40 protein-coding genes are annotated in these 25,465 nt (G+C 66.8%); 4 read left to right on the forward strand and 36 right to left on the reverse strand.

Annotated elements, in window-relative coordinates; all coding sequences use genetic code 11:
* Positions 1–242: 242 nt before the first annotated feature.
* From OG747_RS17630 to OG747_RS17805, 36 genes are all read right to left on the reverse strand, one after another.
* Entirely contained in the window at positions 243–566 is a 324-nt protein-coding gene (locus OG747_RS17630; RefSeq protein WP_405880304.1) for a hypothetical protein, read from the reverse strand.
* 274 nt (positions 567–840) lie between these two features.
* The gene (gene truA, locus OG747_RS17635; protein ID WP_405880305.1) at positions 841–1,698 is read right to left on the reverse strand and encodes a tRNA pseudouridine(38-40) synthase TruA; all 858 of its coding nucleotides are present in this window, start codon (positions 1,696–1,698) and stop codon (positions 841–843) included.
* 109 nt (positions 1,699–1,807) lie between these two features.
* Positions 1,808–2,347: a 50S ribosomal protein L17 gene (gene rplQ, locus OG747_RS17640; RefSeq protein WP_405880306.1), complete on the reverse strand. Its 540-nt coding sequence runs from the start codon at positions 2,345–2,347 to the stop codon at positions 1,808–1,810.
* A 216-nt stretch (positions 2,348–2,563) separates the two neighbouring features.
* Entirely contained in the window at positions 2,564–3,586 is a 1,023-nt protein-coding gene (locus tag OG747_RS17645) for a DNA-directed RNA polymerase subunit alpha (RefSeq protein WP_019055532.1), read from the reverse strand.
* Positions 3,587–3,743: 157 nt separating this feature from the next.
* The gene (gene rpsK / locus OG747_RS17650) at positions 3,744–4,148 is read right to left on the reverse strand and encodes a 30S ribosomal protein S11 (RefSeq protein ID WP_006376016.1); all 405 of its coding nucleotides are present in this window, start codon (positions 4,146–4,148) and stop codon (positions 3,744–3,746) included.
* A gap of 96 nt (positions 4,149–4,244) precedes the next feature.
* Complete coding sequence (gene rpsM / locus OG747_RS17655) at positions 4,245–4,625, reverse strand: 30S ribosomal protein S13 (RefSeq protein WP_081218901.1); 381 nt, start codon at positions 4,623–4,625, stop codon at positions 4,245–4,247.
* Positions 4,626–4,835: 210 nt separating this feature from the next.
* Positions 4,836–4,949 carry a 50S ribosomal protein L36 gene (gene rpmJ / locus OG747_RS17660; RefSeq protein ID WP_003998809.1) on the reverse strand — a complete coding sequence of 38 codons (114 nt, stop codon included), beginning with the start codon at positions 4,947–4,949 and terminating at the stop codon, positions 4,836–4,838.
* Between the two features lie 70 nt (positions 4,950–5,019).
* Complete coding sequence (gene infA, locus OG747_RS17665; RefSeq protein WP_003948620.1) at positions 5,020–5,241, reverse strand: translation initiation factor IF-1; 222 nt, start codon at positions 5,239–5,241, stop codon at positions 5,020–5,022.
* Positions 5,242–5,784: 543 nt separating this feature from the next.
* On the reverse strand, positions 5,785–6,621 hold the full coding sequence (map, locus tag OG747_RS17670; RefSeq protein WP_405880307.1) for a type I methionyl aminopeptidase: 837 nt from the start codon (positions 6,619–6,621) through the stop codon (positions 5,785–5,787).
* A gap of 170 nt (positions 6,622–6,791) precedes the next feature.
* A complete protein-coding gene (locus tag OG747_RS17675) occupies positions 6,792–7,454 on the reverse strand; it encodes an adenylate kinase (RefSeq protein ID WP_405880308.1) in 663 nt (220 codons plus the stop codon).
* Positions 7,454–8,767 (reverse strand): preprotein translocase subunit SecY, encoded by a 1,314-nt coding sequence (gene secY / locus OG747_RS17680; protein ID WP_405880309.1) that lies wholly within the window; start codon positions 8,765–8,767, stop codon positions 7,454–7,456. The genes OG747_RS17675 and secY overlap by 1 nt, the downstream gene beginning before the upstream one ends.
* A gap of 228 nt (positions 8,768–8,995) precedes the next feature.
* Positions 8,996–9,451, reverse strand: a complete 456-nt coding sequence (gene rplO, locus OG747_RS17685) for a 50S ribosomal protein L15 (RefSeq protein ID WP_351706123.1) — start codon at positions 9,449–9,451, stop codon at positions 8,996–8,998.
* A gap of 2 nt (positions 9,452–9,453) precedes the next feature.
* Positions 9,454–9,636: a 50S ribosomal protein L30 gene (rpmD, locus tag OG747_RS17690; protein ID WP_060901490.1), complete on the reverse strand. Its 183-nt coding sequence runs from the start codon at positions 9,634–9,636 to the stop codon at positions 9,454–9,456.
* 2 nt (positions 9,637–9,638) lie between these two features.
* Positions 9,639–10,244, reverse strand: a complete 606-nt coding sequence (rpsE, locus tag OG747_RS17695) for a 30S ribosomal protein S5 (RefSeq protein WP_016645168.1) — start codon at positions 10,242–10,244, stop codon at positions 9,639–9,641.
* Positions 10,245–10,309: 65 nt separating this feature from the next.
* Positions 10,310–10,693: a 50S ribosomal protein L18 gene (rplR, locus tag OG747_RS17700; protein WP_060901491.1), complete on the reverse strand. Its 384-nt coding sequence runs from the start codon at positions 10,691–10,693 to the stop codon at positions 10,310–10,312.
* A 3-nt stretch (positions 10,694–10,696) separates the two neighbouring features.
* A complete protein-coding gene (gene rplF, locus OG747_RS17705; protein ID WP_405880310.1) occupies positions 10,697–11,236 on the reverse strand; it encodes a 50S ribosomal protein L6 in 540 nt (179 codons plus the stop codon).
* A gap of 24 nt (positions 11,237–11,260) precedes the next feature.
* Positions 11,261–11,659: a 30S ribosomal protein S8 gene (gene rpsH / locus OG747_RS17710; protein ID WP_055614920.1), complete on the reverse strand. Its 399-nt coding sequence runs from the start codon at positions 11,657–11,659 to the stop codon at positions 11,261–11,263.
* Between the two features lie 212 nt (positions 11,660–11,871).
* Positions 11,872–12,057, reverse strand: coding sequence for a type Z 30S ribosomal protein S14 (locus OG747_RS17715; protein ID WP_003948630.1), 186 nt, complete (start codon positions 12,055–12,057; stop codon positions 11,872–11,874).
* Positions 12,058–12,062: 5 nt separating this feature from the next.
* Positions 12,063–12,620: a 50S ribosomal protein L5 gene (rplE, locus tag OG747_RS17720; protein ID WP_266437223.1), complete on the reverse strand. Its 558-nt coding sequence runs from the start codon at positions 12,618–12,620 to the stop codon at positions 12,063–12,065.
* Entirely contained in the window at positions 12,620–12,943 is a 324-nt protein-coding gene (gene rplX / locus OG747_RS17725; protein WP_018543913.1) for a 50S ribosomal protein L24, read from the reverse strand. Before rplX ends, rplE begins: the two co-directional genes overlap by 1 nt.
* 2 nt (positions 12,944–12,945) lie before the next feature.
* Positions 12,946–13,314 carry a 50S ribosomal protein L14 gene (gene rplN, locus OG747_RS17730; RefSeq protein WP_003998823.1) on the reverse strand — a complete coding sequence of 123 codons (369 nt, stop codon included), beginning with the start codon at positions 13,312–13,314 and terminating at the stop codon, positions 12,946–12,948.
* Positions 13,315–13,509: 195 nt separating this feature from the next.
* Positions 13,510–13,797, reverse strand: coding sequence for a 30S ribosomal protein S17 (gene rpsQ / locus OG747_RS17735; RefSeq protein WP_405880311.1), 288 nt, complete (start codon positions 13,795–13,797; stop codon positions 13,510–13,512).
* The gene (gene rpmC / locus OG747_RS17740) at positions 13,797–14,021 is read right to left on the reverse strand and encodes a 50S ribosomal protein L29 (RefSeq protein ID WP_003998824.1); all 225 of its coding nucleotides are present in this window, start codon (positions 14,019–14,021) and stop codon (positions 13,797–13,799) included. Before rpmC ends, rpsQ begins: the two co-directional genes overlap by 1 nt.
* Positions 14,021–14,440: a 50S ribosomal protein L16 gene (rplP, locus tag OG747_RS17745; protein WP_405880312.1), complete on the reverse strand. Its 420-nt coding sequence runs from the start codon at positions 14,438–14,440 to the stop codon at positions 14,021–14,023. The genes rpmC and rplP overlap by 1 nt, the downstream gene beginning before the upstream one ends.
* A 5-nt stretch (positions 14,441–14,445) precedes the next feature.
* Positions 14,446–15,279 (reverse strand): 30S ribosomal protein S3, encoded by an 834-nt coding sequence (rpsC, locus tag OG747_RS17750; RefSeq protein WP_405880313.1) that lies wholly within the window; start codon positions 15,277–15,279, stop codon positions 14,446–14,448.
* Entirely contained in the window at positions 15,279–15,626 is a 348-nt protein-coding gene (gene rplV / locus OG747_RS17755; protein ID WP_003974262.1) for a 50S ribosomal protein L22, read from the reverse strand. Before rplV ends, rpsC begins: the two co-directional genes overlap by 1 nt.
* Before the next feature lie 41 nt (positions 15,627–15,667).
* The gene (rpsS, locus tag OG747_RS17760) at positions 15,668–15,949 is read right to left on the reverse strand and encodes a 30S ribosomal protein S19 (RefSeq protein ID WP_005481224.1); all 282 of its coding nucleotides are present in this window, start codon (positions 15,947–15,949) and stop codon (positions 15,668–15,670) included.
* A gap of 12 nt (positions 15,950–15,961) precedes the next feature.
* Positions 15,962–16,798: a 50S ribosomal protein L2 gene (gene rplB, locus OG747_RS17765; protein ID WP_405880314.1), complete on the reverse strand. Its 837-nt coding sequence runs from the start codon at positions 16,796–16,798 to the stop codon at positions 15,962–15,964.
* 39 nt (positions 16,799–16,837) lie between these two features.
* Positions 16,838–17,254, reverse strand: coding sequence for a 50S ribosomal protein L23 (rplW, locus tag OG747_RS17770; RefSeq protein WP_037626998.1), 417 nt, complete (start codon positions 17,252–17,254; stop codon positions 16,838–16,840).
* The gene (gene rplD, locus OG747_RS17775) at positions 17,254–17,919 is read right to left on the reverse strand and encodes a 50S ribosomal protein L4 (protein ID WP_405880315.1); all 666 of its coding nucleotides are present in this window, start codon (positions 17,917–17,919) and stop codon (positions 17,254–17,256) included. The genes rplW and rplD overlap by 1 nt, the downstream gene beginning before the upstream one ends.
* Before the next feature lie 5 nt (positions 17,920–17,924).
* Complete coding sequence (gene rplC / locus OG747_RS17780; protein WP_101400119.1) at positions 17,925–18,569, reverse strand: 50S ribosomal protein L3; 645 nt, start codon at positions 18,567–18,569, stop codon at positions 17,925–17,927.
* 17 nt (positions 18,570–18,586) lie between these two features.
* A complete protein-coding gene (gene rpsJ, locus OG747_RS17785) occupies positions 18,587–18,895 on the reverse strand; it encodes a 30S ribosomal protein S10 (RefSeq protein WP_003948644.1) in 309 nt (102 codons plus the stop codon).
* Between the two features lie 629 nt (positions 18,896–19,524).
* On the reverse strand, positions 19,525–19,731 hold the full coding sequence (locus OG747_RS17790; protein ID WP_405880316.1) for a hypothetical protein: 207 nt from the start codon (positions 19,729–19,731) through the stop codon (positions 19,525–19,527).
* Positions 19,732–19,801: 70 nt separating this feature from the next.
* Positions 19,802–20,314: a hypothetical protein gene (locus OG747_RS17795; protein ID WP_405880317.1), complete on the reverse strand. Its 513-nt coding sequence runs from the start codon at positions 20,312–20,314 to the stop codon at positions 19,802–19,804.
* Between the two features lie 473 nt (positions 20,315–20,787).
* Positions 20,788–20,997: a DUF397 domain-containing protein gene (locus tag OG747_RS17800; RefSeq protein ID WP_405880318.1), complete on the reverse strand. Its 210-nt coding sequence runs from the start codon at positions 20,995–20,997 to the stop codon at positions 20,788–20,790.
* Positions 20,994–21,872: a helix-turn-helix transcriptional regulator gene (locus OG747_RS17805; protein ID WP_405880319.1), complete on the reverse strand. Its 879-nt coding sequence runs from the start codon at positions 21,870–21,872 to the stop codon at positions 20,994–20,996. The genes OG747_RS17800 and OG747_RS17805 overlap by 4 nt, the downstream gene beginning before the upstream one ends.
* A gap of 155 nt (positions 21,873–22,027) precedes the next feature.
* Between OG747_RS17805 and OG747_RS17810 the strand changes: the two genes are divergently transcribed.
* The 4 genes from OG747_RS17810 (at position 22,028) to OG747_RS17825 (ending at position 25,249) form a co-directional block, all read left to right on the forward strand.
* A complete protein-coding gene (locus OG747_RS17810) occupies positions 22,028–22,501 on the forward strand; it encodes an ATP-binding protein (RefSeq protein WP_405880320.1) in 474 nt (157 codons plus the stop codon).
* Positions 22,502–22,746: 245 nt separating this feature from the next.
* The gene (locus tag OG747_RS17815) at positions 22,747–23,616 is read left to right on the forward strand and encodes a helix-turn-helix domain-containing protein (protein ID WP_405880321.1); all 870 of its coding nucleotides are present in this window, start codon (positions 22,747–22,749) and stop codon (positions 23,614–23,616) included.
* 44 nt (positions 23,617–23,660) lie between these two features.
* Positions 23,661–24,287 carry a Uma2 family endonuclease gene (locus OG747_RS17820; RefSeq protein ID WP_405880322.1) on the forward strand — a complete coding sequence of 209 codons (627 nt, stop codon included), beginning with the start codon at positions 23,661–23,663 and terminating at the stop codon, positions 24,285–24,287.
* Positions 24,288–24,352: 65 nt separating this feature from the next.
* Entirely contained in the window at positions 24,353–25,249 is an 897-nt protein-coding gene (locus OG747_RS17825) for a glycoside hydrolase family 16 protein (RefSeq protein WP_405880323.1), read from the forward strand.
* Positions 25,250–25,465: the final 216 nt, after the last annotated feature.

Below are 25,465 nucleotides of genomic sequence, written 5' to 3' on the forward strand. Positions count from 1 at the left end.
GGGTGCTGCGCTCAGGTGTGGATCTTGCGCCGGGCGGCGTCGTCCTTCTTGCCCGAGGTGTCGCCCGTGGCCGCCTTGGCGGACTTTTCGAACAGCACGAGCGTGAGACTGTCCAGCTTGCGGGTCTTCACGACGCGGAAGCCGCGGTCGCCGTCGCCTTCGGCATACCGCTTAGGTGTTCTGCCACTGGTTCCAGCCGGTGACGTCCCGCAGGTCGCCCGAGCCCTGGATCGCCATCGGGATCACGAAGCACAGGCCGACGGTGCCGGCCGCCGCGTAGCGAAGTCCTTGCTCAGCCCGTCCAGATACAACGAGATCAGATAGTCCGCGACGACGAACGCGAGCAGCGGCATCGTCAGCCAGAACCACGGGCTGGACGCCGTGAACAGGAACTGACTCACCGCCAGACACGCGAAGCTGACCAGCGAGCCGAAGGTCAGCATCCACAGATGACGTCTCGCGTACGAGTACTTCTCCGCATCGTCCGGCGGCTGCGGCAACAGTCCATGACTGTCCGGTATGCGCCTGCGCTTGCGGTGCTGCGAAGAACGCGCAGCGGTACCCACCGCACCACTCATGAAAAACCCCCGGGGCCGGATCGGCCCGATAAACCCCCACCGTGCCCGGTTGACCCCTATTCAAACTCTCAACCGGGCCTCGAAAGCCTAACCGAGTTTTCACAGGTATGCCCGAACGTTTATGTTACGCAGGGGTTTCGTCATCGGTAACAGGAGCCCCACAGGCCCCACAAATCACTCAGAGTCGCTCGAAGTCGATCACAGTCGCTCAGAGTCACTTGGAGCCGTCTGGAGCCGCCCCCGAGCCGCCCGGAGTCATGGGTCAGCAGCAGCCGGCTCCCGGGAGGGTCCGCATGTTCCGCGCCTCCTTGTTCCGCGCGGCGAGCAACTCGTCCGCGGGGTAGCCGACTTCCTCCAGGGTCAGTCCGTGCGGCCGTACGACATGGACAGCCGAATCCCGTACGCCGACCGCGAGCACCTTCCCGGGCCAGTCGGGCCCGCGGTGCCCGTCCCCCACGAACAGCAGCGCACCGATGAGCGAGCGCACCATGTTGTGGCAGAAGGCGTCGGCGCGGACGGTGGCGGTGATGATCCCGTCCTCGCCGCGCACGAGGCTCAGCTCCTGGAGGGTACGGATGGTCGTGGCGCCCTCACGCCTCTTGCAGTAGGCCGCGAAGTCGTGCTCGCCGACGAGCCGCCCGGCGGCTTCGTTCATGGCGTCGACGTCCAACGGCCAGTCGTGCCAGAGGACATGGTTGCGCAGCAGGGGGTCCACTCCCCCGGGGTTGTCGGTGACGCGGTAGGCGTACCGCCGCCAGATCGCGGAGAACCGCGCGTTGAAGCCGGCGGGGGCCTCGGTGAGCGACCAGATCCGCACGTCCTTCGCCAGCCGCCCGGCCAGCCGCTTGAGCAGCTTCTCCTCGTGCTCGGCCCAGAGCTCGGCGGGCAGATCGACGTGCGCCACCTGGCCCCGCGCGTGGACGCCGGCGTCGGTGCGCCCGGCGACGGTCAGTTCGTACGCGATGTCCTTCGACCGCGTGACGGTCCGCAGGGCGTCCTCGATCTCCCCCTGCACGGTCCGGCGTCCCCCGGCCTGCTTGGCCCACCCGGAGAACTCGGTCCCGTCGTACGACAGATCCAACCGCACCCGTACGAACCCGGGCTGCACTTCGTCACTCACACCTAGATCCTCTCAACACCAGATCCTCTTCAAGGCCAGATCCTCTTCAAGAACGCGGAAGCGGGCCCGCCCCCGAAGGGACGGACCCGCTTCGCAGCCAGGCAGTGCCTCAGGCGTCCTTGGACTCCTCGGCCGGAGCCTCGGCGGGGGCCTCGGCGGCGTCCTCGACCTTGGCGTCCTCGACCTTGGCGTCCTCGACGACCTCGGCCGGAGCCTCGACCTTGACCTCGGCGTCCTTGGCGGCACGCTTGGTGGCCGCCTCGGCCTCACCGGTGGCCTGCTGGGCCACGGTCAGGGCCTCCACCAGCTCGATGACGGCCATGGGCGCGTTGTCGCCACGGCGGTTACCGATCTTGGTGATACGGGTGTAGCCACCCGGGCGGTTCTCGTAGCGCGGGCCGATCTCGGTGAAGAGCGTGTGCACGATGCTCTTGTCCGTGATCACCGAGAGCACCTGACGGCGGTTGTGAAGGTCACCCTTCTTCGCCTTGGTGACCAGACGCTCCGCGTACGGGCGCAGGCGACGGGCCTTCGCCTCGGTGGTGGTGATACGGCCGTGCTCGAAGAGCGACTTCGCGAGGTTCGCGAGGAGCAGCTTCTCGTGCGCGGCGCTGCCGCCCAGACGGGCACCCTTGGTGGGCTTCGGCATGGTGTTTCTCCTAGGTGTCTGCCCCGGCCGTATCAGGTACCGAGGTCAGTGTCCGAGCGGGCGATTGCCCGTCGGAGATCCGGGCGCCTCTTTCAAGGCGCCCGGAGGATCCGCGTCCCAAGGGGCGCGGGGCTGTGACGTTCTGCGGCTCCGTCGCGTGGGCGCGACCAGCCACAGCCTGCCCGCAGCCATGATCCGGCAGTCGAACCCGAGTTCTTAGTACTGCTCGGTCTCGACGAACCCGGCGTCCACGTCGTCGTCGGCGCCGAAGGCGTCGGCAGCGGCCGTGGGGTCGAATCCGGGCGGGCTGTCCTTGAGGGCCAGGCCCATGCCGGCCAGCTTCGCCTTGACCTCGTCGATGGACTTCGCACCGAAGTTGCGGATGTCCAGGAGGTCGGCCTCGGAGCGGGCGACGAGCTCACCCACGGAGTGGATGCCCTCACGCTTGAGGCAGTTGTAGGAGCGGACCGTGAGCTCCAGCTCCTCGATCGGCAGCGCGAGATCGGCGGCGAGGGCGGCGTCCGTGGGGGACGGGCCCATGTCGATGCCCTCGGCGTCGATGTTGAGCTCACGGGCGAGCCCGAAGAGCTCGACCAGCGTCTTACCGGCGGAAGCCATGGCGTCACGGGGGCGCATGGCCTGCTTGGTCTCGACGTCGACGATCAGCTTGTCGAAGTCGGTGCGCTGCTCGACACGGGTCGCCTCGACCTTGTAGGTGACCTTCAGAACGGGCGAGTAGATGGAGTCGACCGGGATACGGCCGATCTCCTGGCCCACCTGCTTGTTCTGAACGGCGGAGACGTAACCGCGACCGCGCTCGACGGTCAGCTCCATCTCCAGCTTGCCCTTGCCGTTGAGCGTGGCGAGGACCAGGTCGGGGTTGTGCACCTCGACACCGGCCGGGGGCGCGATGTCGGCGGCGGTGACGAGACCCGGACCCTGCTTGCGCAGGTACATCACCACAGGCTCATCGTGCTCACTGCTCACGACCAGCTGCTTGATGTTGAGGATCAGGTCGGTGACGTCCTCCTTGACGCCCGGCACGGTGGTGAACTCGTGCAGGACGCCGTCGATGCGGATGCTGGTGACAGCGGCACCGGGGATCGACGACAGGAGGGTGCGGCGGAGGGAGTTGCCGAGGGTGTAGCCGAAGCCCGGCTCCAGCGGCTCGATCACGAACCGGGAGCGGAATTCGTCGACGACCTCTTCGGTCAACGAGGGACGCTGAGCGATCAGCATGTGTGGATCAGATCCTTCTCTCGTGGACGCCCGCTATTTGACGCCCGACGGAACCGCACCTCAGAAGAGGCCGGGTATTGCAAGGGTACGGGCGATACGGCCCTTTTACGGAGCCGTACCGCCCGAAAACCTCAAACCACCAACCGGCGGCCGTGCGTCAGACGCGGCGGCGCTTCGGCGGACGGCAGCCGTTGTGCGGGGTGGGGGTGACGTCCTGGATGGAGCCGACCTCAAGACCGGTCGCCTGCAGCGAACGGATGGCCGTCTCGCGACCCGAGCCCGGGCCCTTGACGAAGACGTCGACCTTGCGCATGCCGTGCTCCTGCGCGCGGCGGGCGGCCGACTCGGCGGCCATCTGCGCGGCGAAGGGGGTGGACTTGCGCGAGCCCTTGAAGCCGACGTGGCCGGCGGAGGCCCAGGAGATCACGTTGCCCGCGGGGTCCGTGATCGAGACGATCGTGTTGTTGAACGTGCTCTTGATGTGAGCGTGCCCGTGAGCGACGTTCTTCTTTTCCTTGCGGCGCACCTTCTTGGCAGCGCCCTGACGACCCTTGGGGGGCATCTATTACTCCTACGGGAGGTGGTCGGTCCTACAGCGAAGACCGCTTGGGGAGTCTGGGGGGCATCCCCCCAGAACACACAGTGCGTCCGCTGAGGACTACTTCTTGCCCGGCTTCTTCTTACCGGCGATGGCGCGACGCGGGCCCTTGCGGGTACGAGCGTTCGTGCTGGTGCGCTGACCGTGGACGGGCAGGCCACGACGGTGGCGAATACCCTGGTAGCAGCCGATCTCGATCTTGCGGCGAATGTCGCCCTGGATCTCGCGACGGAGGTCACCCTCGGTCTTGATGTTGGCGTCCACGTACTCGCGGATCTTGACCAGCTCCTCCTCGGAGAGGTCACGAACGCGCGTGTTCGGGTTCACGCCGGTCTCGGCCAGCGTCAGCTGGGAAAGGGTCCGGCCGATGCCGAACACGTAGGTCAGGGCGACCTCCACACGCTTTTCGCGCGGGATGTCAACACCGGAAACGCGTGCCATTCAATGGCTCCAGTTGTCGTTCGGAGGTCTTCCGCAGAACCGGATCCCGCCCGCCGTCCTCTTCTCTTCTGAAGATTCGGTACGAACCGGGTCCCCGGCCTCCGACCGGGGGTGTCAGGACTGATAACACTCAGTCCTGGATTCTGCGTATGAACATGTACTGCTTGCGTCGCGCGAAATATCTGCGGGTGCAGAAGGTGCGGTCGTGCGTCAGCCCTGGCGCTGCTTGTGGCGCGGGTTTTCGCAGATGACCATGACCCGGCCGTGACGGCGGATCACCCTGCACTTGTCGCAGATCTTCTTGACGCTCGGCTTGACCTTCATTAGGTGAGGTTCTCCGGGTCAGTGCCACCACCCGCGTCCCCGAACCGGGAACACGGAGCAAAGGCAAGATCTACTTGTACCGGTAGACGATCCGGCCACGCGTCAGGTCGTACGGAGACAGCTCCACCACGACCCGGTCGTCAGGGAGGATGCGGATGTAGTGCATACGCATCTTGCCGCTGATGTGTGCCAGGACCTGGTGGCCGTTCTGGAGCTCGACCTTGAACATGGCGTTCGGAAGAGACTCGACGACAGTGCCCTCGATCTCGATGGCACCTTGCTTCTTGGCCACGCTTCGCCCTTCGAATCGACTACCTTGATCGACTCCGCACGAGCGCATGCAGACATGCGGGTGCACGAGAGCCGACGAGTCAGTCTACGTCAGGGCCCCTGGAAAGACGAATCGAGAAAGAATGCCCCACTACGGAGATCGTTAACCGACACCCCGCGCCCGTCGACCACGAGCGGGCCGACGGGCATGTGCCGGGGGCATCCGCCCGCACCGGCTCCTTCGAAACCCGACCGACTCCGACTCCGACTCCGACTCCGCGCCGGGCCGCGCCGGCCCGAGGCCGAGGCCGGATACCCCCGGCCCCGCCCCGCCGCCCCCACGACACCGGCGCAGGCGCGCCCTCCCCAGGGGGCCCTGTGCCGGCGGGGTCCCACGCCACCCGCGCGGTCGTGGCACAGGTCGGCCGCCGCGTCAGGCCAGCCGGTCCGGTGCCGCCGTGCCGCCATGACCCCGCGCTCCGCCGGCTTCGCCCTGCCGCCATCAGGAGCCGCCGGCACCGACGGGCCCGCTTCGACCGGTGGTCGCGGCACAGGGCGGCCGCCGTCAGGCCAGCGGGTCCGGTGCCGCCGTGATGCCGTGCTCCGCCAGCTTCGCCCTGCCGCCGTCCGGAGAGGTCAGGACCAACGGGCCCTCCTCCGTCAAAGCGACCGAGTGCTCCCAGTGCGAGGACCACGTGCCGTCCGTCGTGATGACCGTCCAGTCGTCTTCGAGGACCTCGGTCTTCGGGGTGCCGAGGGACACCATCGGCTCGATCGCCAGGCAGAAGCCGGGGACCAGCTTCGGGCCCTTGCCGCGCCGCTTCTCGACGTAGTTCAGCACGTGCGGGTCCATATGCATCTCGGTGCCGATGCCGTGACCGCCGTAGTCCTCGATGATCCCGTACCGGCCGCCGCCGGGCTTCGGCTGGCGGCGGATGTACGTCTCGATGGCGCGCGAGACGTCGACGAGCCGGTTCCCCTGCTTCATCGCCGCGATGCCCGCCCACATCGACTCCTCGGTCACCCGGGAGAGCTCGATCAGCTCCGGAGAGTGGCCGGAGCCCACGAACGCGGTGTACGCCGCGTCCCCGTGCCAGCCGTCGACGATCGCGCCGCAGTCGATCGAGATGATGTCGCCGTCCTTCAGGACCACCTCGTCGGACGGGATGCCGTGGACGACGACGTTGTTGGCCGAGGTGCAGATGGTGGCGGGGAAACCGCCGTACCCCAGGAAGTTCGACTTCGCCCCGTGCTCGGCGAGCACCTTGCGCGCGACCTCGTCCAGGTCCTTCGTCGTGGCACCCGGCACGGCCGCCTCACGCGTGGCCGCGTGAATGGCGGCGACGACCAGCCCCGCCTCACGCATCTTGGCGATCTGCTCGGGGGTCTTGATCTGCACCATCGGGCTGTCGCCTCTCCGCTTCCAGTAACGTCTTGGCTCAAGTCTGCCGCAACCATCAATTGAGCAACCACAACGGCGAGTCACCACGTCCGCGAGAGCGGCGGCGGTCCAGCCGCAAAGAGCAGCCGCGGCACCCCCGGAGGGCGCCGCGGCCGATGGCAGCGTGACGACTACTTGTCGTCGGCCTTGCTCTGCAGCGCCTCCATGGCGCGCGCCGTGACGTCCTCCACCTTGCCGAGCGCCGTGATCGTGACCACCAGGCCCTGGGCCTTGTAGTAGTCGATGATCGGCTCGGTCTGCGTGTGGTAGACCTCAAGACGCTTGCGGACGGTCTCCTCGGAGTCGTCGTCCCGCTGGTACAGCTCGCCGCCGCAGACGTCGCAGACGCCCTCCTGCTTCGCCGGCTTGTACGCCACGTGGAAGACGTGCGCCGAGTCGTTGCGGCAGATGCGGCGGCCGGCGATGCGCTTGACCACCTCGTCCTCGGGGACCTCCAGGTCCAGGACCGCGTCCAGCTTCATGGCCTCGGCCTTGAGCATCTCGTCGAGCGCCTCGGCCTGCGAGACGTTACGAGGGAAGCCGTCGAGCAGGAACCCGTTCGCGGCGTCCGGCTGCTCCATGCGGTCCTTGGCCATCCCGATGGTGACCTCGTCCGGCACCAGGTTGCCGGCGTCCATGTACGCCTTGGCCTGCTTGCCCAGCTCCGTGCCCTGGCTGATGTTGGCGCGGAAGAGGTCGCCCGTGGAGATGTGCGGAATCCCCAGGTTCTTGGCAAGGAACGCGGCCTGCGTTCCCTTCCCGGCACCGGGCGGCCCGACGAGGACGATTCGCATCAGCGGAGGAACCCTTCGTAATTGCGCTGCTGAAGCTGGCTCTCGATCTGCTTCACCGTCTCGAGACCGACACCCACGATGATCAGGATGCTGGTACCACCGAACGGGAAGTTCTGGTTTGCCCCGAAACCAACCAACGCCACAGTCGGCACGAGAGCGATCAGACCCAGATACAGCGACCCCGGCCAGGTGATCCGGTTGAGTACGTAGCTCAGGTACTCAGCGGTCGGTCGGCCGGCCCGGATGCCCGGGATGAAGCCACCATACTTCTTCATGTTGTCCGCGACTTCCTCGGGGTTGAACGAGATCGCCACGTAGAAGAACGCGAAGAACACGATGAGCAGGAAGTACACGGCGATGTAGACCGGGTGATCGCCCTTGGTCAGGTTGTTCTGGACCCACGTCTTCCAGCTGGAGCTGCCGCTCGAGAACTGGGCCACCAGGCTGGGGATGTAGAGCAGTGAGGAGGCGAAAATCACAGGGATCACACCCGCCTGATTGACCTTCAGCGGGATGTACGTCGACGTACCGCCGTACGACCGGCGCCCGATCATGCGCTTCGCGTACTGCACCGGGATCCGCCGCTGGGCCTGCTCGACGAAGACGACCAGACCGACCATGACCAGGCCGACCGCGATGACGGTGCCGAACTCGATCCAGCCACCGGCCAGCTTGCCCTGGAGCTTGACCGTCCACAGGGCGGACGGGAAGGTCGCGGCGATCGAGATGAACATCAGGATCGACATGCCGTTGCCGATGCCACGGTCGGTGATGAGTTCACCCAGCCACATGACGACACACGTACCAGCGGTCATGGTGACGACCATGACCACGGTCTGGAAGATCGACTGGTCCGGAACGATCTGATTGGCCACCTGGCAGCCGCTGAACAGGGCGCCGCTGCGCGCGGTCGCGACCAGACCCGTGCCCTGGAGGATGGCGAGGGCCACCGTCAGATAACGGGTGTACTGCGTGATCTTCGTGGTGCCGGCCGAGCCCTCCTTCTTCAGGGCTTCGAGGCGCGGGATCACCACCGTCAGCAGCTGCAGGATGATGCTCGCCGTGATGTACGGCATGATGCCGAGCGCAAAGATCGTGATCTGCAGCAGCGCGCCACCACTGAACATGTTGATCAGACTGAACAGACCGCGGTTCGAGCTGGCCACGTCGATACAGGTCTGGACGTTCTTGTAGTCGACACCTGGGATCGGAATATGTGTGCCGATCCGGTAGACCACGATGATGGCTAGCGTGAAGAGCAGCTTCTTGCGCAGGTCGGGCGTCTTGAACGCCCGGGCGAACGCGGTAAGCACGGTGCCTCCTGCGACCCCCGCGCAAGTGCGTCAGAGGTGACGGTCTTGAGGTTCGACGAATAGGTAGGTATCGGTCGGCTGCCGCCCGGCGGAACGCCGGACGAAAGTCGGCAGTGCAGGCCACCTTACCGGCGAGACTGCCCACCTTGGAACGACCAACCGGGGATGCCCCATTTGTAAGGGCACCCCCGGTCGGGATCGCTCATGTCATCGAGACGCCTGAACGGATCAGACGAGCTCGGTGACGGTACCGCCGGCGGCGGTGATCTTCTCCTTGGCGGAGCCGGAGACGGCGTCAACCGAAACCTGCAGCGCCACGGAGATCTCGCCCTGGCCAAGGACCTTGACGAGGCTGTTCTTGCGAACGGCACCCTTGGCGACGAGACCCTCGACGGTGACCTCGCCACCCTCCGGGTACAGCGCGGCCAGCTTGTCGAGGTTCACGACCTGGAACTCGGTCTTGAACGGGTTCTTGAAGCCCTTCAGCTTCGGGAGGCGCATGTGGAGGGGCATCTGCCCACCCTCGAAGCGCTCCGGAACCTGGTAACGGGCCTTCGTGCCCTTGGTACCACGACCGGCCGTCTTACCCTTCGACGCCTCACCACGACCCACACGGGTCTTGGCGGTCTTGGCGCCCGGGGCGGGACGGAGGTTGTGGATCTTGAGCGGGCTGTTCTCCGCCATGATCAGTCGACCTCCTCAACCGTCACGAGGTGGCGGACGGTGTGCACCATTCCGCGGAACTCGGGGCGGTCCTCCTTGACGACCACGTCGTTCAGGCGCTTGAGCCCGAGCGAACGCAGGGTGTCGCGGTGGTTCTGCTTGCTACCGATGTACGACTTCGTCTGCGTGATCCTGAGCTGAGCCATGATTACGCACCCGCTCCCGCACGCGCACGCAGCAGAGCGGCGGGAGCGACGTCCTCGAGGGGCAGACCACGGCGAGCCGCGATCTCCTCGGGACGCTGCAGACCCTTGAGGGCCGCCACAGTCGCGTGCACGATGTTGATCGCGTTGTCGGAGCCGAGGGACTTCGACAGGATGTCGTGAACGCCGGCGCACTCGAGCACGGCGCGCACGGGACCACCGGCGATAACACCGGTACCCGGCGAAGCCGGCTTGAGCAGGACGACGCCCGCGGCCTTCTCACCCTGGATGGGGTGAGGGATGGTGCCCTGGATACGGGGGACCTTGAAGAAGTGCTTCTTGGCCTCTTCAACACCCTTGGCGATCGCGGCCGGCACCTCCTTGGCCTTGCCGTAACCGACACCGACGGTGCCGTCACCATCGCCTACCACGACGAGCGCGGTGAAGCTGAAGCGACGACCACCCTTCACAACCTTGGCGACGCGGTTGATCGCGACAACGCGCTCAACGTACGCGGTCTTCTCGGCGGCAGCTGCGCCACCGTCACGGCCCTTCCGGTCCCGCCGCTCGCCGCCACCGGCACCGCCACCGCGGCGCTGGGGTCCAGCCATTGGATTACCTCTCTCTTTTTCCGCTAGCTACGCAGCGTCAATCAAGTCGCTGCGCGACGGGCGACTCAGAACTTGAGTCCGGCTTCGCGGGCGGCGTCCGCCAGGGCGGCAATGCGCCCGGCGTACTGGTTACCACCACGGTCGAATACGACAGCCTCGACACCGGCGGCCTTGGCGCGCTCGGCGACCAGGGCGCCGACCGACTTGGCCTGAGCCGACTTGTCGGCCTCGCCACCGCGGATCGTCGTGTCCAGGGTCGACGCCGACGCGAGGGTGTGACCCTTAACGTCGTCGATGACCTGGGCCACGATGTGACGGTTCGAGCGCGTCACGACCAGGCGCGGACGCTCGGCCGTACCCGAGATGTGCTTACGGATCCGGATGTGACGACGCTTGATGGCAGCACGCTTGTAAGCGTCGCCCTTAGCAATCTTGACACCGTATGCCATGGCTTACTTACCCGCCTTTCCGACCTTGCGGCGGATGACTTCGCCCTCGTACTTGACGCCCTTGGCCTTGTACGGGTCAGGCTTGCGCAGCTTGCGGATGTTGGCCGCAACCTCTCCGACCTTCTGCTTGTCGATGCCCTCGACCGAGAACCGCGTCGGGTTCTCGACCTTGAAGGAGATTCCCTCGGGGGCCTCGACGGTGATCGAGTGGCTGTAGCCGAGCGAGAACTCCAGGTTGGAGCCCTTCGCCAGAACGCGGTAACCGACACCGCTGATCTCGAGCTTCTTCACGTAACCCTGGGTCACGCCGGTGATCATGTTCGCCACCAGCGTGCGGGACAGGCCGTGCAGGGCCTTGTTCTGACGCTCGTCGTTCGGGCGGGTGACATTGAGAATGCCGTCCTCACCCTTGGCGACCTCGATCGGCGCCGCGACGGTGTGGGAGAGGGTGCCCTTGGGGCCCTTCACCTGGACCGTACGGCCGTCGATGGTGACGTCCACGCCGGCGGGAACCGTGATGGGGAGCTTGCCAATACGCGACATAGCTGTTTCCTCCGTTCCCTTCCGTTACCAGACGTAGGCGAGAACTTCTCCGCCTACGCCCTTCTTGCCGGCCTGCTTGTCGGTGAGGAGACCGTGCGACGTGGAGATGATCGCCACGCCGAGGCCACCGAGCACCTTGGGCAGGGAGGTGGACTTCGCGTACACGCGCAGACCCGGCTTCGAAATCCGCTTGATGCCCGCGATGGAGCGCTCACGGTTCGGGCCGAACTTCAGCTCGAGGACGAGCTTCTTGCCGACCTCGGCGTCCTCGACCTTCCAGCCGGTGATGAAGCCCTCCTGCTGGAGGATCTCCGCGATGTGAGACTTGATCTTGCTGTGCGGCATCGCGACATCGTCGTGGTACGCCGAGTTCGCGTTACGCAGACGAGTAAGCATGTCTGCGATGGGATCAGTCATGGTCATGAATTGGCCTTCGGCCTCTCTCGCCGGGGTTTCCTGTATGCGCCATCCCTCTCCCCACTCAGTGGCGGGACGGGTGCGGTGCGGGGACCTACGGCGTAGTAAGTCGATTGGGGCGGCAGGCGCCCAACCCTCCTAGCCTAAGCCATGGAGAGGTGGGCACCTGACCAAACCCTTTACTTACCGAGAGCCTCTGGAATCCCGAATTACCGGGACTACCAGGAGCTCTTGGTCACGCCCGGCAGCTCGCCACGGTGAGCCATCTCACGAAGGCAGACGCGGCACAGGCCGAACTTGCGGTACACGGAGTGCGGACGGCCGCAGCGCTGGCAGCGCGTGTAGCCACGTACGCCGAACTTGGGCTTACGAGCAGCCTTGGCAATCAGAGCCTTCTTCGCCATCTCGCTTACGCCTCCTTGAAGGGGAAGCCGAGGTGACGGAGAAGGGCACGGCCCTCAGCGTCGTTGGTCGCCGTGGTCACCACGGTGATGTCCATGCCCCGGGTACGGTCGATCTTGTCCTGGTCGATCTCGTGGAACATGACCTGCTCCGTGAGACCGAAGGTGTAGTTGCCACGGCCGTCGAACTGCTTGGGGGACAGGCCGCGGAAGTCGCGGATGCGCGGCAGCGCGAGCGACAGGGTGCGGTCCAGGAACTCCCACATGCGGTCGCCACGGAGCGTGACGTGGGCACCGATCGGCTGACCCTCACGCAGCTTGAACTGCGCGATGGACTTGCGGGCCTTGGTGATGGCCGGCTTCTGACCGGTGATCGTGGTCAGGTCACGGACGGCACCGTCCATGAGCTTGGAGTCACGGGCTGCGTCGCCGACACCCATGTTGACCACGATCTTGACGAGGCCGGGAATCTGCATGACGTTCTCGTACGAGAACTCCTCACGCAGCTTGCCCGCGATCTCCTCGCGGTACTTCGTCTTGAGACGCGGAGTGGTGGTGGTAGCCATCAGATGTCCTCACCCGTCCGCTTGGCAACGCGGATCTTGTTGCCCTCGTCGTCGAAGCGGTAACCGACGCGCGTGACGACCTTGTTGCCGTCCTTCTCCACGACGAGCTGAACGTTGCTCACGTGAATCGGGGCCTCGGTGGTCACGATGCCGCCGGCCTGCGAGCCGCTGGCGGTGGGGCCGGCCTTCGTGTGCTTCTTGACCCGGTTGACACCCTCGACCAGGACGCGCTCGTCGCGCGGGTAAGCGGCAATGACCTTGCCCTGCTTGCCCTTGTCCTTACCGGTGATGACCTGGACCAGGTCGCCCTTCTTGATCTTCATGCTTACAGCACCTCCGGCGCGAGCGAGATGATCTTCATGAACTTCTTCTCGCGCAGCTCACGGCCGACGGGGCCGAAGATACGGGTGCCGCGAGGGTCGCCGTCGTTCTTCAGAATGACAGCGGCGTTCTCGTCGAAGCGGATGTACGAGCCGTCCGGACGGCGGCGCTCCTTGACGGTGCGAACGATGACGGCCTTGACGACGTCACCCTTCTTCACGTTGCCACCGGGGATCGCGTCCTTGACGGTGGCGACGATGACGTCACCGATGCCCGCGTAGCGGCGACCGGAGCCACCGAGCACACGGATGCAAAGGATTTCCTTCGCCCCCGTGTTGTCGGCGACGCGCAGTCGCGACTCCTGCTGGATCACGTCTATCTCCTGATTGTCTGCCGGTTCCCGCAGAGTCCCTTTCGGGTCACCCCGCGAGCCTGGCGGAACCGTCCTGCGGGTAGCCCCCGCAGGAATTACTTGGCCTCTTGAGGGAGAAAACCTCCGCCGGGGGCAGCACACCTCACGGTGCGGCCGACCCCCGGCGGGGGGCAGTGGGGGCTGAGCCCCCGCTGATTACTTCGCCTTCTCGAGGATCTCCACGATGCGCCAGCGCTTCGTCGAGGACAGCGGACGCGTCTCCATGAGGAGGACGCGGTCGCCGACACCCGCGGCGTTCTGCTCGTCGTGGGCCTTCAGCTTGCTCGTACGGCGGATGACCTTGCCGTACAGGGCGTGCTTGACGCGGTCCTCGACGGCGACGACGACGGTCTTGTCCATCTTGTCGCTGACGACGAGACCCTCACGGGTCTTGCGGAATCCGCGCGCCTCGGCTGCGTTCTCAGTCACGTTGCTCTCGCTCATCAGGCGCTCTCCACCGTTTCGATGCCCAGCTCGCGCTCACGCATCAGGGTGTAGATCCGCGCGATGTCCTTGCGGACGGCCTTGAGCCGACCGTGGTTCTCGAGCTGACCGGTCGCCGCCTGGAAGCGGAGGTTGAACAGCTCTTCCTTGGCTTCGCGAAGCTTCGCAAGAAGCTCCTCGTCACCCAGTTCGCGCAGCTCGGACGCCTTGGTACCGGCCGACATCACGCTTCACCTGCCTCGCGCTTGACGATCCGGCACTTCATCGGCAGCTTGTGGGCTGCGCGAGTGAGGGCCTCACGGGCGATCTTCTCGTTGGGGTAGGACAGTTCGAACATGACCCGGCCCGGGTGCACGTTCGCGATCCACCACTCCGGCGAACCCTTACCGGAACCCATGCGGGTCTCGGCGGGCTTCTTCGTGAGCGGGCGGTCCGGGTAGATGTTGATCCAGACCTTGCCGCCACGCTTGATGTGGCGGGTCATCGCGATACGAGCGGCCTCGATCTGACGGTTCGTCACGTACGCCGGCGTGAGGGCCTGAATGCCGTACTCGCCGAACGAAACCTGCGTACCGCCCTTGGCCTGACCACGGCGCGTGGGGTGGTGCTGCTTGCGGTGCTTGACCCTACGGGGGATCAGCATGTCGGTCAGGCCTCCGTTCCGGTGCTCTCAGCCGGAGCGGCCGCCGGAGCCTCGGCCTTGGGGGCCTCGGCAGCGGGAGCCTGCTGCGGCTTGCGGCCGCGGCCGCCACGCTCGCCACCACGGCCACCACGGCCGGCCGGGCGGTCGTTGCCGCCACCACGGGCCGGGCGGTTGCCGGCGCGGGCAGCGGCGTTCTCGGCGCGGACCTCGGCGATGTTCTTGACGTCGCCCTTGTAGATCCAGACCTTCACACCGATACGGCCGAAGGTCGTCTTGGCCTCGAAGAAGCCGTAGTCGACGTTCGCGCGGAGCGTGTGCAGGGGCACACGGCCCTCGCGGTAGAACTCCGAGCGGGACATCTCGGCGCCGCCGAGACGGCCACCACACTGGATCTTGATGCCCTTGGCGCCCGCCTTCATCGCCGACTGCATGCTCTTACGCATGGCGCGGCGGAAGGAGACGCGGGAGGACAGCTGCTCGGCAACGGCCTGAGCAACCAGCTGAGCGTCCGTCTCGGGGTTCTTGACCTCGAGGATGTTCAGCTGGACCTGCTTGCCCGTGAGCTTCTCGAGGTCACCGCGGATGCGGTCGGCCTCGGCGCCACGGCGGCCGATGACGATGCCGGGACGCGCGGTGTGGATGTCCACCCGCACGCGGTCACGGGTGCGCTCGATCTCAACCTTCGAGATGCCGGCGCGCTCCATGCCGGACGTCATCATCCGACGGATGGCGACGTCTTCCTTGACGTAGTCCTTGTACAGCTTGTCGGCGTACCAACGGGACTTGAAGTCCGTGGTGATGCCGAGCCGGAACCCATGCGGGTTAACCTTCTGGCCCATTACCGGGTTCCTTCCTTGCTGCTGACGACCACGGTGATGTGGCTGGTCCGCTTGCGGATCCGGTAGGCACGGCCCTGGGCACGCGGACGGAACCGCTTCAGGGTCGGACCCTCGTCGACGTACGCCTCGGAGATGAAGAGGCTGTCGGCGTCGGTGTGGTCGTAGTTGTGCGCGGCGTTGGCGATGGCGCTGTCCAGCACCTTGCCGACCGGCACGCTCGCGGCCTGCGGGGCGAAACGCAGGACCGCCTGAGCCTCCGTGGCATCCATGCCACGGATAAGGTCCACCACGCGGCGGGCCTTCATGGGCGTAACGCGGATGTACCGCGCCTGGGCCCTGGCTTCCATGGTTGTCCTTCCAGTGTCTGTCATGGTCATTCCACCCCGCGTTAGCGGCGCTTCGACTTCCGGTCGTCCTTGACGTGACCCCGGAAGGTGCGCGTCGGCGAGAACTCGCCGAGCTTGTGGCCGACCATCGACTCGGTGACAAACACCGGAATGTGGGTCTTGCCGTTGTGCACCGCGATCGTGTGGCCGAGCATGGCCGGGATGATCATCGAGCGACGGGACCAGGTCTTGATGACGTTCTTGGTGCCGGCTTCGTTCTGTACGTCCACCTTCTTGATGAGGTGGTCGTCGACGAAGGGCCCCTTCTTGAGACTGCGCGGCATCTAAACCCGCTCCTAGCGCTTCTTGTTCGTCTTGCGGCGGCGGACGATGTACTTGTTCGAAGCCTTCTTCGGCGAACGAGTACGACCCTCCTTCTGACCCCACGGGGAGACCGGGTGGCGACCACCGGAGGTCTTGCCCTCACCACCACCGTGCGGGTGGTCAACCGGGTTCATCGCCACACCGCGGACGGTCGGGCGAACGCCCAGCCAGCGCTTACGGCCGGCCTTACCCCAGTTGATGTTGCTCTGCTCGGCGTTGCCGACCTCGCCGACCGTGGCGCGGCAGCGCTGGTCGACCAGGCGGATCTCACCGGAAGGCATGCGGAGGTGGGCCATGGTGCCCTCCTTCGCGAGCAGCTGCACCGAGGTACCGGCGGAGCGGGCGAACTTGGCACCGCCACCGGGACGGATCTCGATCGCGTGGATCGTGGTACCGACCGGGATGTTGCGGAGCGCCAGGTTGTTGCCCGGCTTGATGTCGGCCCCAGGACCGTTCTCGACGCGGTCACCCTGCGACAGGTTGCGGGGGGCGAGGATGTAGCGCTTCTCGCCGTCCGCGTAGTGCAGCAGCGCGATGCGCGCGGTGCGGTTGGGGTCGTACTCGATGTGCGCGACCTTCGCCGGCACGCCGTCCTTGTCGTGACGACGGAAGTCGATCACTCGGAAGGCGCGCTTGTGGCCACCACCCTGGTGGCGCACGGTCACACGACCGGAATTGTTACGGCCGCCCTTGCTGTGCAGCGGGCGAACCAGCGACTTCTCCGGCGTGGACCGCGTGACCTCGACGAAGTCGGCGACGCTGGAGCCACGGCGGCCCGGCGTAGTCGGCTTGTACTTGCGGATTCCCATTTCTCAGTCCTCGTCCGATATTCGGACCAGGGCGCTCCGTTAGGAGGCCTGGCCGAAGATGTCGATACGGTCGCCCTCAGCGAGGGTCACGATCGCGCGCTTGCTGTCAGCACGCTTGCCGAAGCCCGTCTTGGTCCGCTTGCGCTTGCCCTGACGGTTGATCGTGTTGACCCCGGTGACCTTGACCGAGAAGACCGCCTGGACGGCCTGCTTGATCTGGGTCTTGTTGGCCCGCGGGTCCACGACGAAGGTGTACTTGCCCTCGTCGAGCAGCGCGTAGCTCTTCTCCGAGACGACCGGCTTGAGGAGGACGTCACGGGGATCCGTGAAGCTCTTGCTCAGCGGGGTCTCAACGGTGTTCTTGCCCTCGGCCTCGTGGCGCTTCGCCTTGGCGACGCGCGCGGCCTTGGCGGCCTTGGCGGCCTTCGAGGCAATGCTCGGGTGACGCGTAGCCATCAGGCTTCGCTCCCTTCGGTGTCAGCGTCCGACCTCGACGGGGCGCCAGTCACGAAGGACTCGAAAGCGGCCTGGGTGAAGACCACGTCGTCCGAGACGAGAACGTCGTACGTGTTCAGCTGGCCCGGCTCCAGGATGTGGACCTGGGGCAGGTTGCGCGCGGAGAGCAGCGCGGCCTCGTCGGAGCGCTCGATGACCAGGAGCACGTTCTTGCGCTCGCTGACCTTGCCGAGGAAGCTCTTCGCGGCCTTGGTGGAGGGGGTCTCGCCCTCGATCACGCCGGTGATGACGTGGATGCGAGCGTTGCGGGCCCGGTCGGTGAGGGCGTGGCGCAGGGCCGCGGCCTTCATCTTCTTCGGGGTCCGCTGCGAGTAGTCACGCGGCGTGGGGCCGTGGACGACGCCACCGCCGGCGAACTGCGGCGCACGGGTCGAACCCTGGCGCGCGCGGCCGGTGCCCTTCTGACGGTAAGGCTTCTTACCGCCACCGCGGACCTCGCCACGACGCTTGACCTTGTGCGTGCCCTGACGGGCGGCGGCCAGCTGTGCGACGACGACCTGGTGAAGCAGCGGGATGCTGATCTTCTCTACGTCGAAGATCTCGGCCGGGAGCTCAACGGTCCCGGCGGTGTCGCCGGAGGGCGACAGAATGTCAATGGTGCTCATAGTCCTCAGGCCCCCTTGGCCGCGGTGCGGACCAGGACGAGGCCGCCGTTCGGACCAGGAACCGCGCCCTTGATGAGGAGCAGGCCCTTCTCCGCGTCAACGGCGTGAACGGTCAGGTTCTGGGTGGTGACCCGCTCGTTGCCCATGCGGCCCGCCATGCGGAGGCCCTTGAACACACGGCCCGGGGTGGCACAGCCACCGATGGAGCCGGGGGAGCGGTGCTTGCGCTGGGTGCCGTGACCGGCGCCGAGGCCCTTGAAGTTGTGACGCTTCATGACACCGGCGAAGCCCTTGCCCTTGCTCTTACCGGTGACGTCGACCTTCACGCCCGCCTCGAACACCTCGGCGGAGATCTCCTGGCCGAGGGTGTACTCGGAGGCATCCGCGGTGCGGATCTCGACGAGGTGGCGACGGGGGGTGACGTCGGCCTTGGCGAAGTGACCCTTGAGGGGCTTGTTCACCTTGCGCGGGTCGATCTCGCCGAAGGCGATCTGGACCGACTCGTAGCCGTCGATGTCGTTGGTACGAACCTGGGTGACGACGTTCGGGCCGGCCTTGACGACGGTGACCGGAACAACACGGTTGTTCTCGTCCCACACCTGCGTCATGCCGAGCTTCTCGCCCAGGATGCCCTTGATCTGCTTAGCCATTCTCAGATCACCGATCCCTAGAGCTTGATCTCGATGTCGACACCGGCCGGGAGGTCGAGTCGCATCAGAGAGTCAACGGTCTTGGGCGTCGGGTCGAGGATGTCGATCAGGCGCTTGTGCGTACGCATCTCGAAGTGCTCGCGCGAGTCCTTGTACTTGTGCGGCGACTTGATGACGCAGTACACGTTCTTCTCAGTGGGCAGCGGCACCGGGCCCGCGACCGACGCACCAGTGCGCGTCACCGTCTCGACGATCTTCTTCGCCGAGGAGTCGATGACCTCGTGGTCGTAGGCCTTGAGCCGGATGCGGATCTTCTGTCCCGCCATGGCTACTCAGTAGTCCTTTGTCTCGTTAAAACGCTCTGGAGCCCGGGTTCCGTGTCCGTCACCTCCGACCCACGCGGTCGGGCGTGTCGCGCTCCTGCTGACAGAGATATCCACAAGGGATTTCCCTACCCAGGGACGCGGCTCAGCCCAAAAGACAACCGCAGGACCGGGGGCCGGCTGCATCCAATTCGCTGATGCGTGGCCACCGGGCGCCTGGTCTGCACCCCGCTGACACTTCCCGGAAGATTCCCGTACGTCCGCCCCAGCGCTGCCTTACGGCAGATCGGGCGACGAGTACTGTGGGACTCGCTTCCAGTCCTCCCGGCGGGAGGCGCGCAGCATCGGCACTCGACCGAGCAACCCCGTTAGTCTGCCATACGAGGTGGGGGGCTGGCCAATCGGAGCCGAGGATCGTACCCCTTGGGTGACGTGGGTCAAACCCTGGGCGCCCGCACCTCCCGGCGGAGGCCGCCCTCACCCCCTTCGGGGTGCTCGACTGAGATGCGCGCTCACGATGAGCGGACATCCAGCCACGGTACGTGACACTCGCTGACACGGTGGGCGACGATCGGGCAGCCGGTGGATCGGACAGCCGGTGGCCGAGGAGTCCGCGCGGAGCGGGCTCCGGATCATGCGGCGACGGCAGCGGCCCACAGGACGACGAACACGGGTACGGCACAGGCCAGGGGCCCGAGCAGTGCGAGCCGAGCCGTTCGGGCCAGGCGGCGAAAGCCCGGAGCGAAGTAGAGCCCGACCAGTACGGCAGCGCCCACTGCGACCTGCGTGACCGGTGTCAGCAGGATCGGCCAGGGCGAACGCCATCCGTCTGAGTCCACCGGGTCCACAGTCCGGGCAAACGGTGGGGGAAGCCGTGCGCCAAGGCGGCGAGTCAGGGTCCCGCCGACCTCACAGTTTGCCGGTGATGACTCCGCGCCAGGTCCACCCCGCGCCCAGGACGGCGTCCTGCAGGGGGTTCTTGAGCTCAGAGCTGTCGAAGCTGAACGTTTCGGTCGCTTCGAGGTCGCCTTCTTTGCCCCCGCCGAGCGTCCATTGCTTCGAGACCGTCTGTACCTGGCCGCGTTGGGCCTCGGCCGAGATGGACAGCCTGGGGGTGCCGCCGACCCATGTGACCTCGTATTGCTGGTCGAGGGAGCGGACTTCGTTCTTCTCCGGGACTAGGCGCATACGGACCTGGAACACTCGACTCACCTGGGTGCGGGCAAAGAAGGTCTGCCAGGCCGGTTCCAGCATCCGCCACTCCGCCACCAGGTCGGCGCCCTCCGCACGGCCGTCCCGGATGACGTACGGGACATCAGGGCGGTTGAGGCCGAGCAGGGCCGCGTGGACCTCGGCGGCGGATCGCGGGGCGACACCGTCGGCCGGGCGCTTGGTTCCGGTCAGCTTGTCAAAGAGTCCCATGAAATCAACCTATGAAGGGTCGGATTGTCGGTTCAAGATCTGCCGCTGCCGCGGGGGGAGCTTCCGCGGGACGCGTTACCAAGCCGCGCCGGTGTCCGGGCGGACTGTGCGCACGAAGTCCCGGAAGTCGTCCAGGACGGCGGGGTGCTGGGACGCGGTAGCGGTCAGGATCAGCCCGATCACCGACCGTCCGATGGTGGGTCTTCGAAGTTGAGCGGCGGGGAGCGCAGGCGCCCGAGTGGTGAGGCACGAGGATGTGACACTCGACCCTGAAGTGTCACATCCTCGTGGGCGAAGGTAATGCGGGCGGGCGCCGGCAGATGGCCGCACCGCTCGACTTCGAAGACCCCCGATGGTGCCGGTGGCCACCACGAGCGCCGCCGCCACGACGCACCGTCGGTGAAGGTCGTGAGCACGGGTACTCACGGGGCAGGACGCACACCCTGGTGAAGTTATCGAGGTGTCCCGGTGGGTCAGCCCTCGGAGGCGTATGGCACGAAGGCCGCCCACGCTTCCGGGGTGAGCGCGAGCTGGGGGCCGCTGATGTTCTTGGAGTCGCGGACGTGGATGGCGCCGGGGGTGGTGGCGACCTCGACGCAGTCGTTCGGGTTGCTGGTGTCGCTGTAGCTGCTCTTGAACCACGCCAGCTCGGAAGCGTCTCCGGCAGAGGCCTTGCGGATCATGTCTCTCCCAGCAGTTGTTCGATGAAGGCCAGTGACTCCCGTGCGGTCAGAGCCTCGGCCCGGATGATGCCATAGCGCAATTCGAGGATCCTCAGCTGCTTCGGGTCGGAGACGGGACGCCCGCCGAACTCGTCGTCCATGCGCCCAACCGCAGTTCCGTCTCCGAACTTCAGCACCTGGATCCGTCCTCCTGTACCAGGGTGGTCCCAGCGGGCCGTCGGCATCACCTGAATTTCGACGTTCCGCAACTGCGCCAGCTCCAGGAGGTGTTCGAATTGCCTACGCCTCACCATCTTGCCTCCGACCGGGCGTTTCAGCGTCGCCTCTTCCAGGACGAAGCTGAGCTCGGGAGCCGGTGAGCGCTGGTAGATCTCCCTCCTGGCCATGCGTGCGGCCACCGCCCGCTCCAGCTCCTCCTCCGGGGGCGAAGGCCGCCGCGTCCTCAGCAACGCCCACGCGTGCTCCTCGGTCTGCAAGAGGCCGTGCAGGGCATGGCTGCCGTACGAAAGAAGCTCCACAGCCTTGGCCTCCAGCTTGGCCAGGTCTCGAACCTTCTTCGGATACCGGACCCGCGCCACGTCCTCCTTCATCGCCGAGATCAGCCCACCGGCCCCCAACACCTCGTCCGCCTTGTCCAGGAACTCAAGCCGGGGGATCCGCTTACCTCCCTCGATTTTGTAGACCATGTCCTCCCCGTACCCCACCGCCACCCCGAACTCGGCGGCCCGCATCCCCTTCGCCTCCCGCCGCAGTTTCAACTGCCGCCCGACGGTCGCGACGACCGCCACACCCCAGTCGTCGTCCGGGTCCACCTCCCAACCTGGCTCGTCCGCCTCGCCCTTGAGTCGACCCGCGTCACCGTTCACCTGCTGCATCCCGCGCCCCTCCGTCGTATGTCCGCGCCGCAACGCCCCTTACCCGTACAGCCCGTGCCGACAGCCCCGACAGCACCGGACAAACTCCGGACAGTCACGGTACGGACCGGCTGAGTCACCGTTCACGGTAAGCACATACCGCCACACTCAGTGACGTGAACCAGGAAAAGTCCACCCAACTCCACTCCCCCACCCGTCACTTCGGCGTCCTCCTGTCGCCCACCCCACGCGGCGCTCGCCTCGCCCGCCTCCTCGCCATGGAGTGGCTGCGCACGTGGGACCTGCCGCACGGCGTCATGCACCCCGCCGAACACGTCGTCGCCGAACTCGCCGCGAACGCCGCGACCCATGGCCGACTCCCCGGCCGGGACTTCCGCCTCGCCCTCCACGCCACCACCGACGTACTCCGGATCGAGGTGACGGACACACGCGGTGACGACCTTCCGAGTCGCCAACCCCCGTCCACGGACGCCGTATCGGGGCGCGGGCTCCTCCTCGTCGAGGCCTTCGCCGACCGCTGGGGCGTCGTACTCGGCCCGGTCCCGCGCAAGACCGTCTGGGCCGAACTGCACCTTCAGGCACCGAGGCATGACGAACCGTGCTCCGGTGCGACCGGCGGTCTTTTCTAAAAACCATGGGGAGAAAGAAACCCCACCAAGCCCCACCCCTCCCGCCCGCCGCAGCGGCGACCACCGCGCAAACTCACTCCCCCGAGTGAATATGCCCAACTCAGCTGGATTCGGGACGGGTTGCCTGCCCTACGCTCAGCGCGACACAGCACCACCGCAGACATGCGGCAGAAAATGCGACGGCCCCCGCCGGGACTGCAATCCCAGTGCGAGGGCCTGACCACCGAGGAAGTAGGAGCTTCCCGATGGACACCGAAAACCCTAGCGCGCCCCCGCACGCCCAGTCCCGTATCCCGGGCAAAAACCACCCCCACAGGCACCCTCATTCCGGCGTCGTCCACGACAACGCCCGCCACACCACCCGCTTCACGGTGATCGGCAACCACCTCGCCCAGCACCCCGAGCTGTCGGGGCTCGCGATCGGGCTCGGCGTGCACATCCAGTCGCTCCCCACCGGCGCCCGCGTCGACATCAAGACCCTCGCCGCACGCTTCCCCGAGGGCGCGACCCGTATCGCCGCCGCCCTGCGCGAGCTCGAAGCCCACGGCTACCTCCGCCGCACCCGCGAACGCGCCCCCGGCGGCCGGATCGTCACCCGCACGATCTCCTGCAACCAGCCCGGACACCACCGAACTTCAGCCGACGGCCCCAGGACGCCCGCCCGACGGCCCGCCCCGGACGACCGCCCACCCCGCAAGAAACTCCCGGCGGTCCCCCGACCCGCGTATCCCTCCCCCACCCTCCTCCAGACCGCCACCGACCTCCTTGCCACCCTCCGCCGCCACGACCCCCGCCTTCTCCTCTCCGCCACCGACACGGAACACCTCGCCCCCGGCGTCGCAGCCTGGCTCGAACGCGACCTCACCCCCACCGCCGTACAACAAGGCCTGACCACGGACCTCCCCCTGGTCCCCCTGCGCCGCCCGGCTGCACTCCTGGCCCATCGCCTGGCTGCCCAGCTCCCGCCCCCACCCCCGTTCAGAGCCCCAGTCCCGCCCCCGGACGCCCGGCACCCGCTCCAGACCTGCGACGGCTGCGACCGCGCCTTCCGCTCCCCCGCCCCCGGCCACTGCCGCGACTGCCGATCCGATCTCCCGGAGGCCGCCTTAGCATGAACGTGACGATCCTTCCCCCCAGGCACAGACGAGGAGCGAGCGCCATGACCATCGCCCCGGACGACGCGCAGCAGGGCGCCTCCCACCTGTACCGGACCATGAGGGGCTTCGTTCAGTCCATGGACGACACCCTCCCCGGCAAATTCGAGATCACCAAGGAAGGGATCGTCCACGACATGATGTCGCCGGGAGGGCCGCACGAGGTCACGGCAGCACACATCAGCCGTCGGCTGGAGAAGGTCATGCCGGACGAGCTGCTGGCCCACAACGGCACCCCCGACGTGGAGGACGAGCCCGAGGGCATCATGCGCCACCCTGACGTCATGGTGATCGCCTGGACCGATCTGGACACCGAAGCCTCCATCGATCCACGCACCGTCATCGCCGCCATCGAAGTGGTCTCCCGCTCCAACCCGGACAACGACTGGGTCGGCAAGATGCGTGACTACCCCCTGATCGGCATCCCCATCTATGCCGTCTTCGACCCCCGCACCGGCACCGGCGCCGTCCTCACCGACATCCACTCAACCCCCGACGGCCCCCGCTACGCCACCCGCAAGGACTTCGTCTACGGCGAGGACGTCACCATCGGCGACTGGACCATCTCGACCCAGAACCTGCCGCGCTACAGGAGCCAGGCCGACGAACGGCAACCCCCGACAACCTCGTAGCCGACCCGGCCGGTAAATCCCCATTCCCTCCCGATTCCATCCGGAGGGAATCCGGAGGGGCGACCGTGACCGGCGACAGCCGGCGCGGGCGGGGAGAGGAACCGAACGGCGACACCCCCGCGTCCGGTCAGGGCACGTCCACCCCCGCACCGAAGGCGGCCGTGGCCTCGCCGCCCACGGGGGTCCTCTTCGACGACTTCGACTACACCGGTCCCGACGACCCCGCCCTCTCGGCCAACGGCTGGGAAGTCCGCGGCGGCGAAGGCGGCCCGGGGGTCAAGGACACCTGGTCGAAGGACGGCGTCACGTTCCCTGCCGGGGAGGACGCCCAGGGGGGTCAGGCCCTCCAGCTGCGGGCCGACACGGACGGCACCGAGCAGGGCACCCGGCAGTCCGAGTTCCACCGCGCCGGGCCGACCGTCCTCACCGGCACCCTCGTCGCCCGGGTGTACCTCAGCGACGAGCCGACGAGCGGCAGCGACGGCGACCACATCTCCGAGTCCTTCTTCACCATCTCCCCCAACCACGCGTCGTCGAAGTACAGCGAACTCGACTTCGAGTACATGCCCAACGGTGGGTGGGGCCTGCTGGGGCCCCGGCTCGACACCACGAGCTGGCGCAACAGCGAGCTGGGGGACCGGGTCACCAGCTCCCACACAGAGAAACTCGGCGGCTGGCACACCATGGTGATCACCGCGGTGGACGGGATGACCACCTACTCCGTGGACGGCCACACGCTGTTCAGGAGCGGCAGCCGCTATTTCCCGCGCGAGGGCATGAGCATCAACTTCAGCGCGTGGTTCATCGACCTTCCCTTCAAGGGGCCGCGCACCTGGGACATGCGGGTCGACTGGCTCTACTACCAGGCCGGCAAGGCGCTGCCCGTGAAGGACGCCCAGAAGGCCGTGACCGGCTTCAGCGCCGCGGGGACCCACTACGTCAACACCCTGCCCAAGTCCTGACTCGCCGTACAGAGGGGGCTGGTGCCGCACAGCGGGAACTGGTGCCGTACAGCGGGGGCTGGTGAAGATCAGGCGCCATCGAGGGGCTTTCCCCATCGACATGACTCCGCCATCAACTCCGCGATCAACTCCGCCGCCAGGCGGCCACCAGTCCGCCATCACTCCGCCTGGAGCACTCCCGCGCGACACCCCGCCCCCGCCGGACGATGGTGGACG

It is taken from the genome of Streptomyces sp. NBC_01384 (assembly GCF_045040035.1).
Taxonomy (GTDB): Bacteria; Actinomycetota; Actinomycetes; order Streptomycetales; family Streptomycetaceae; genus Streptomyces.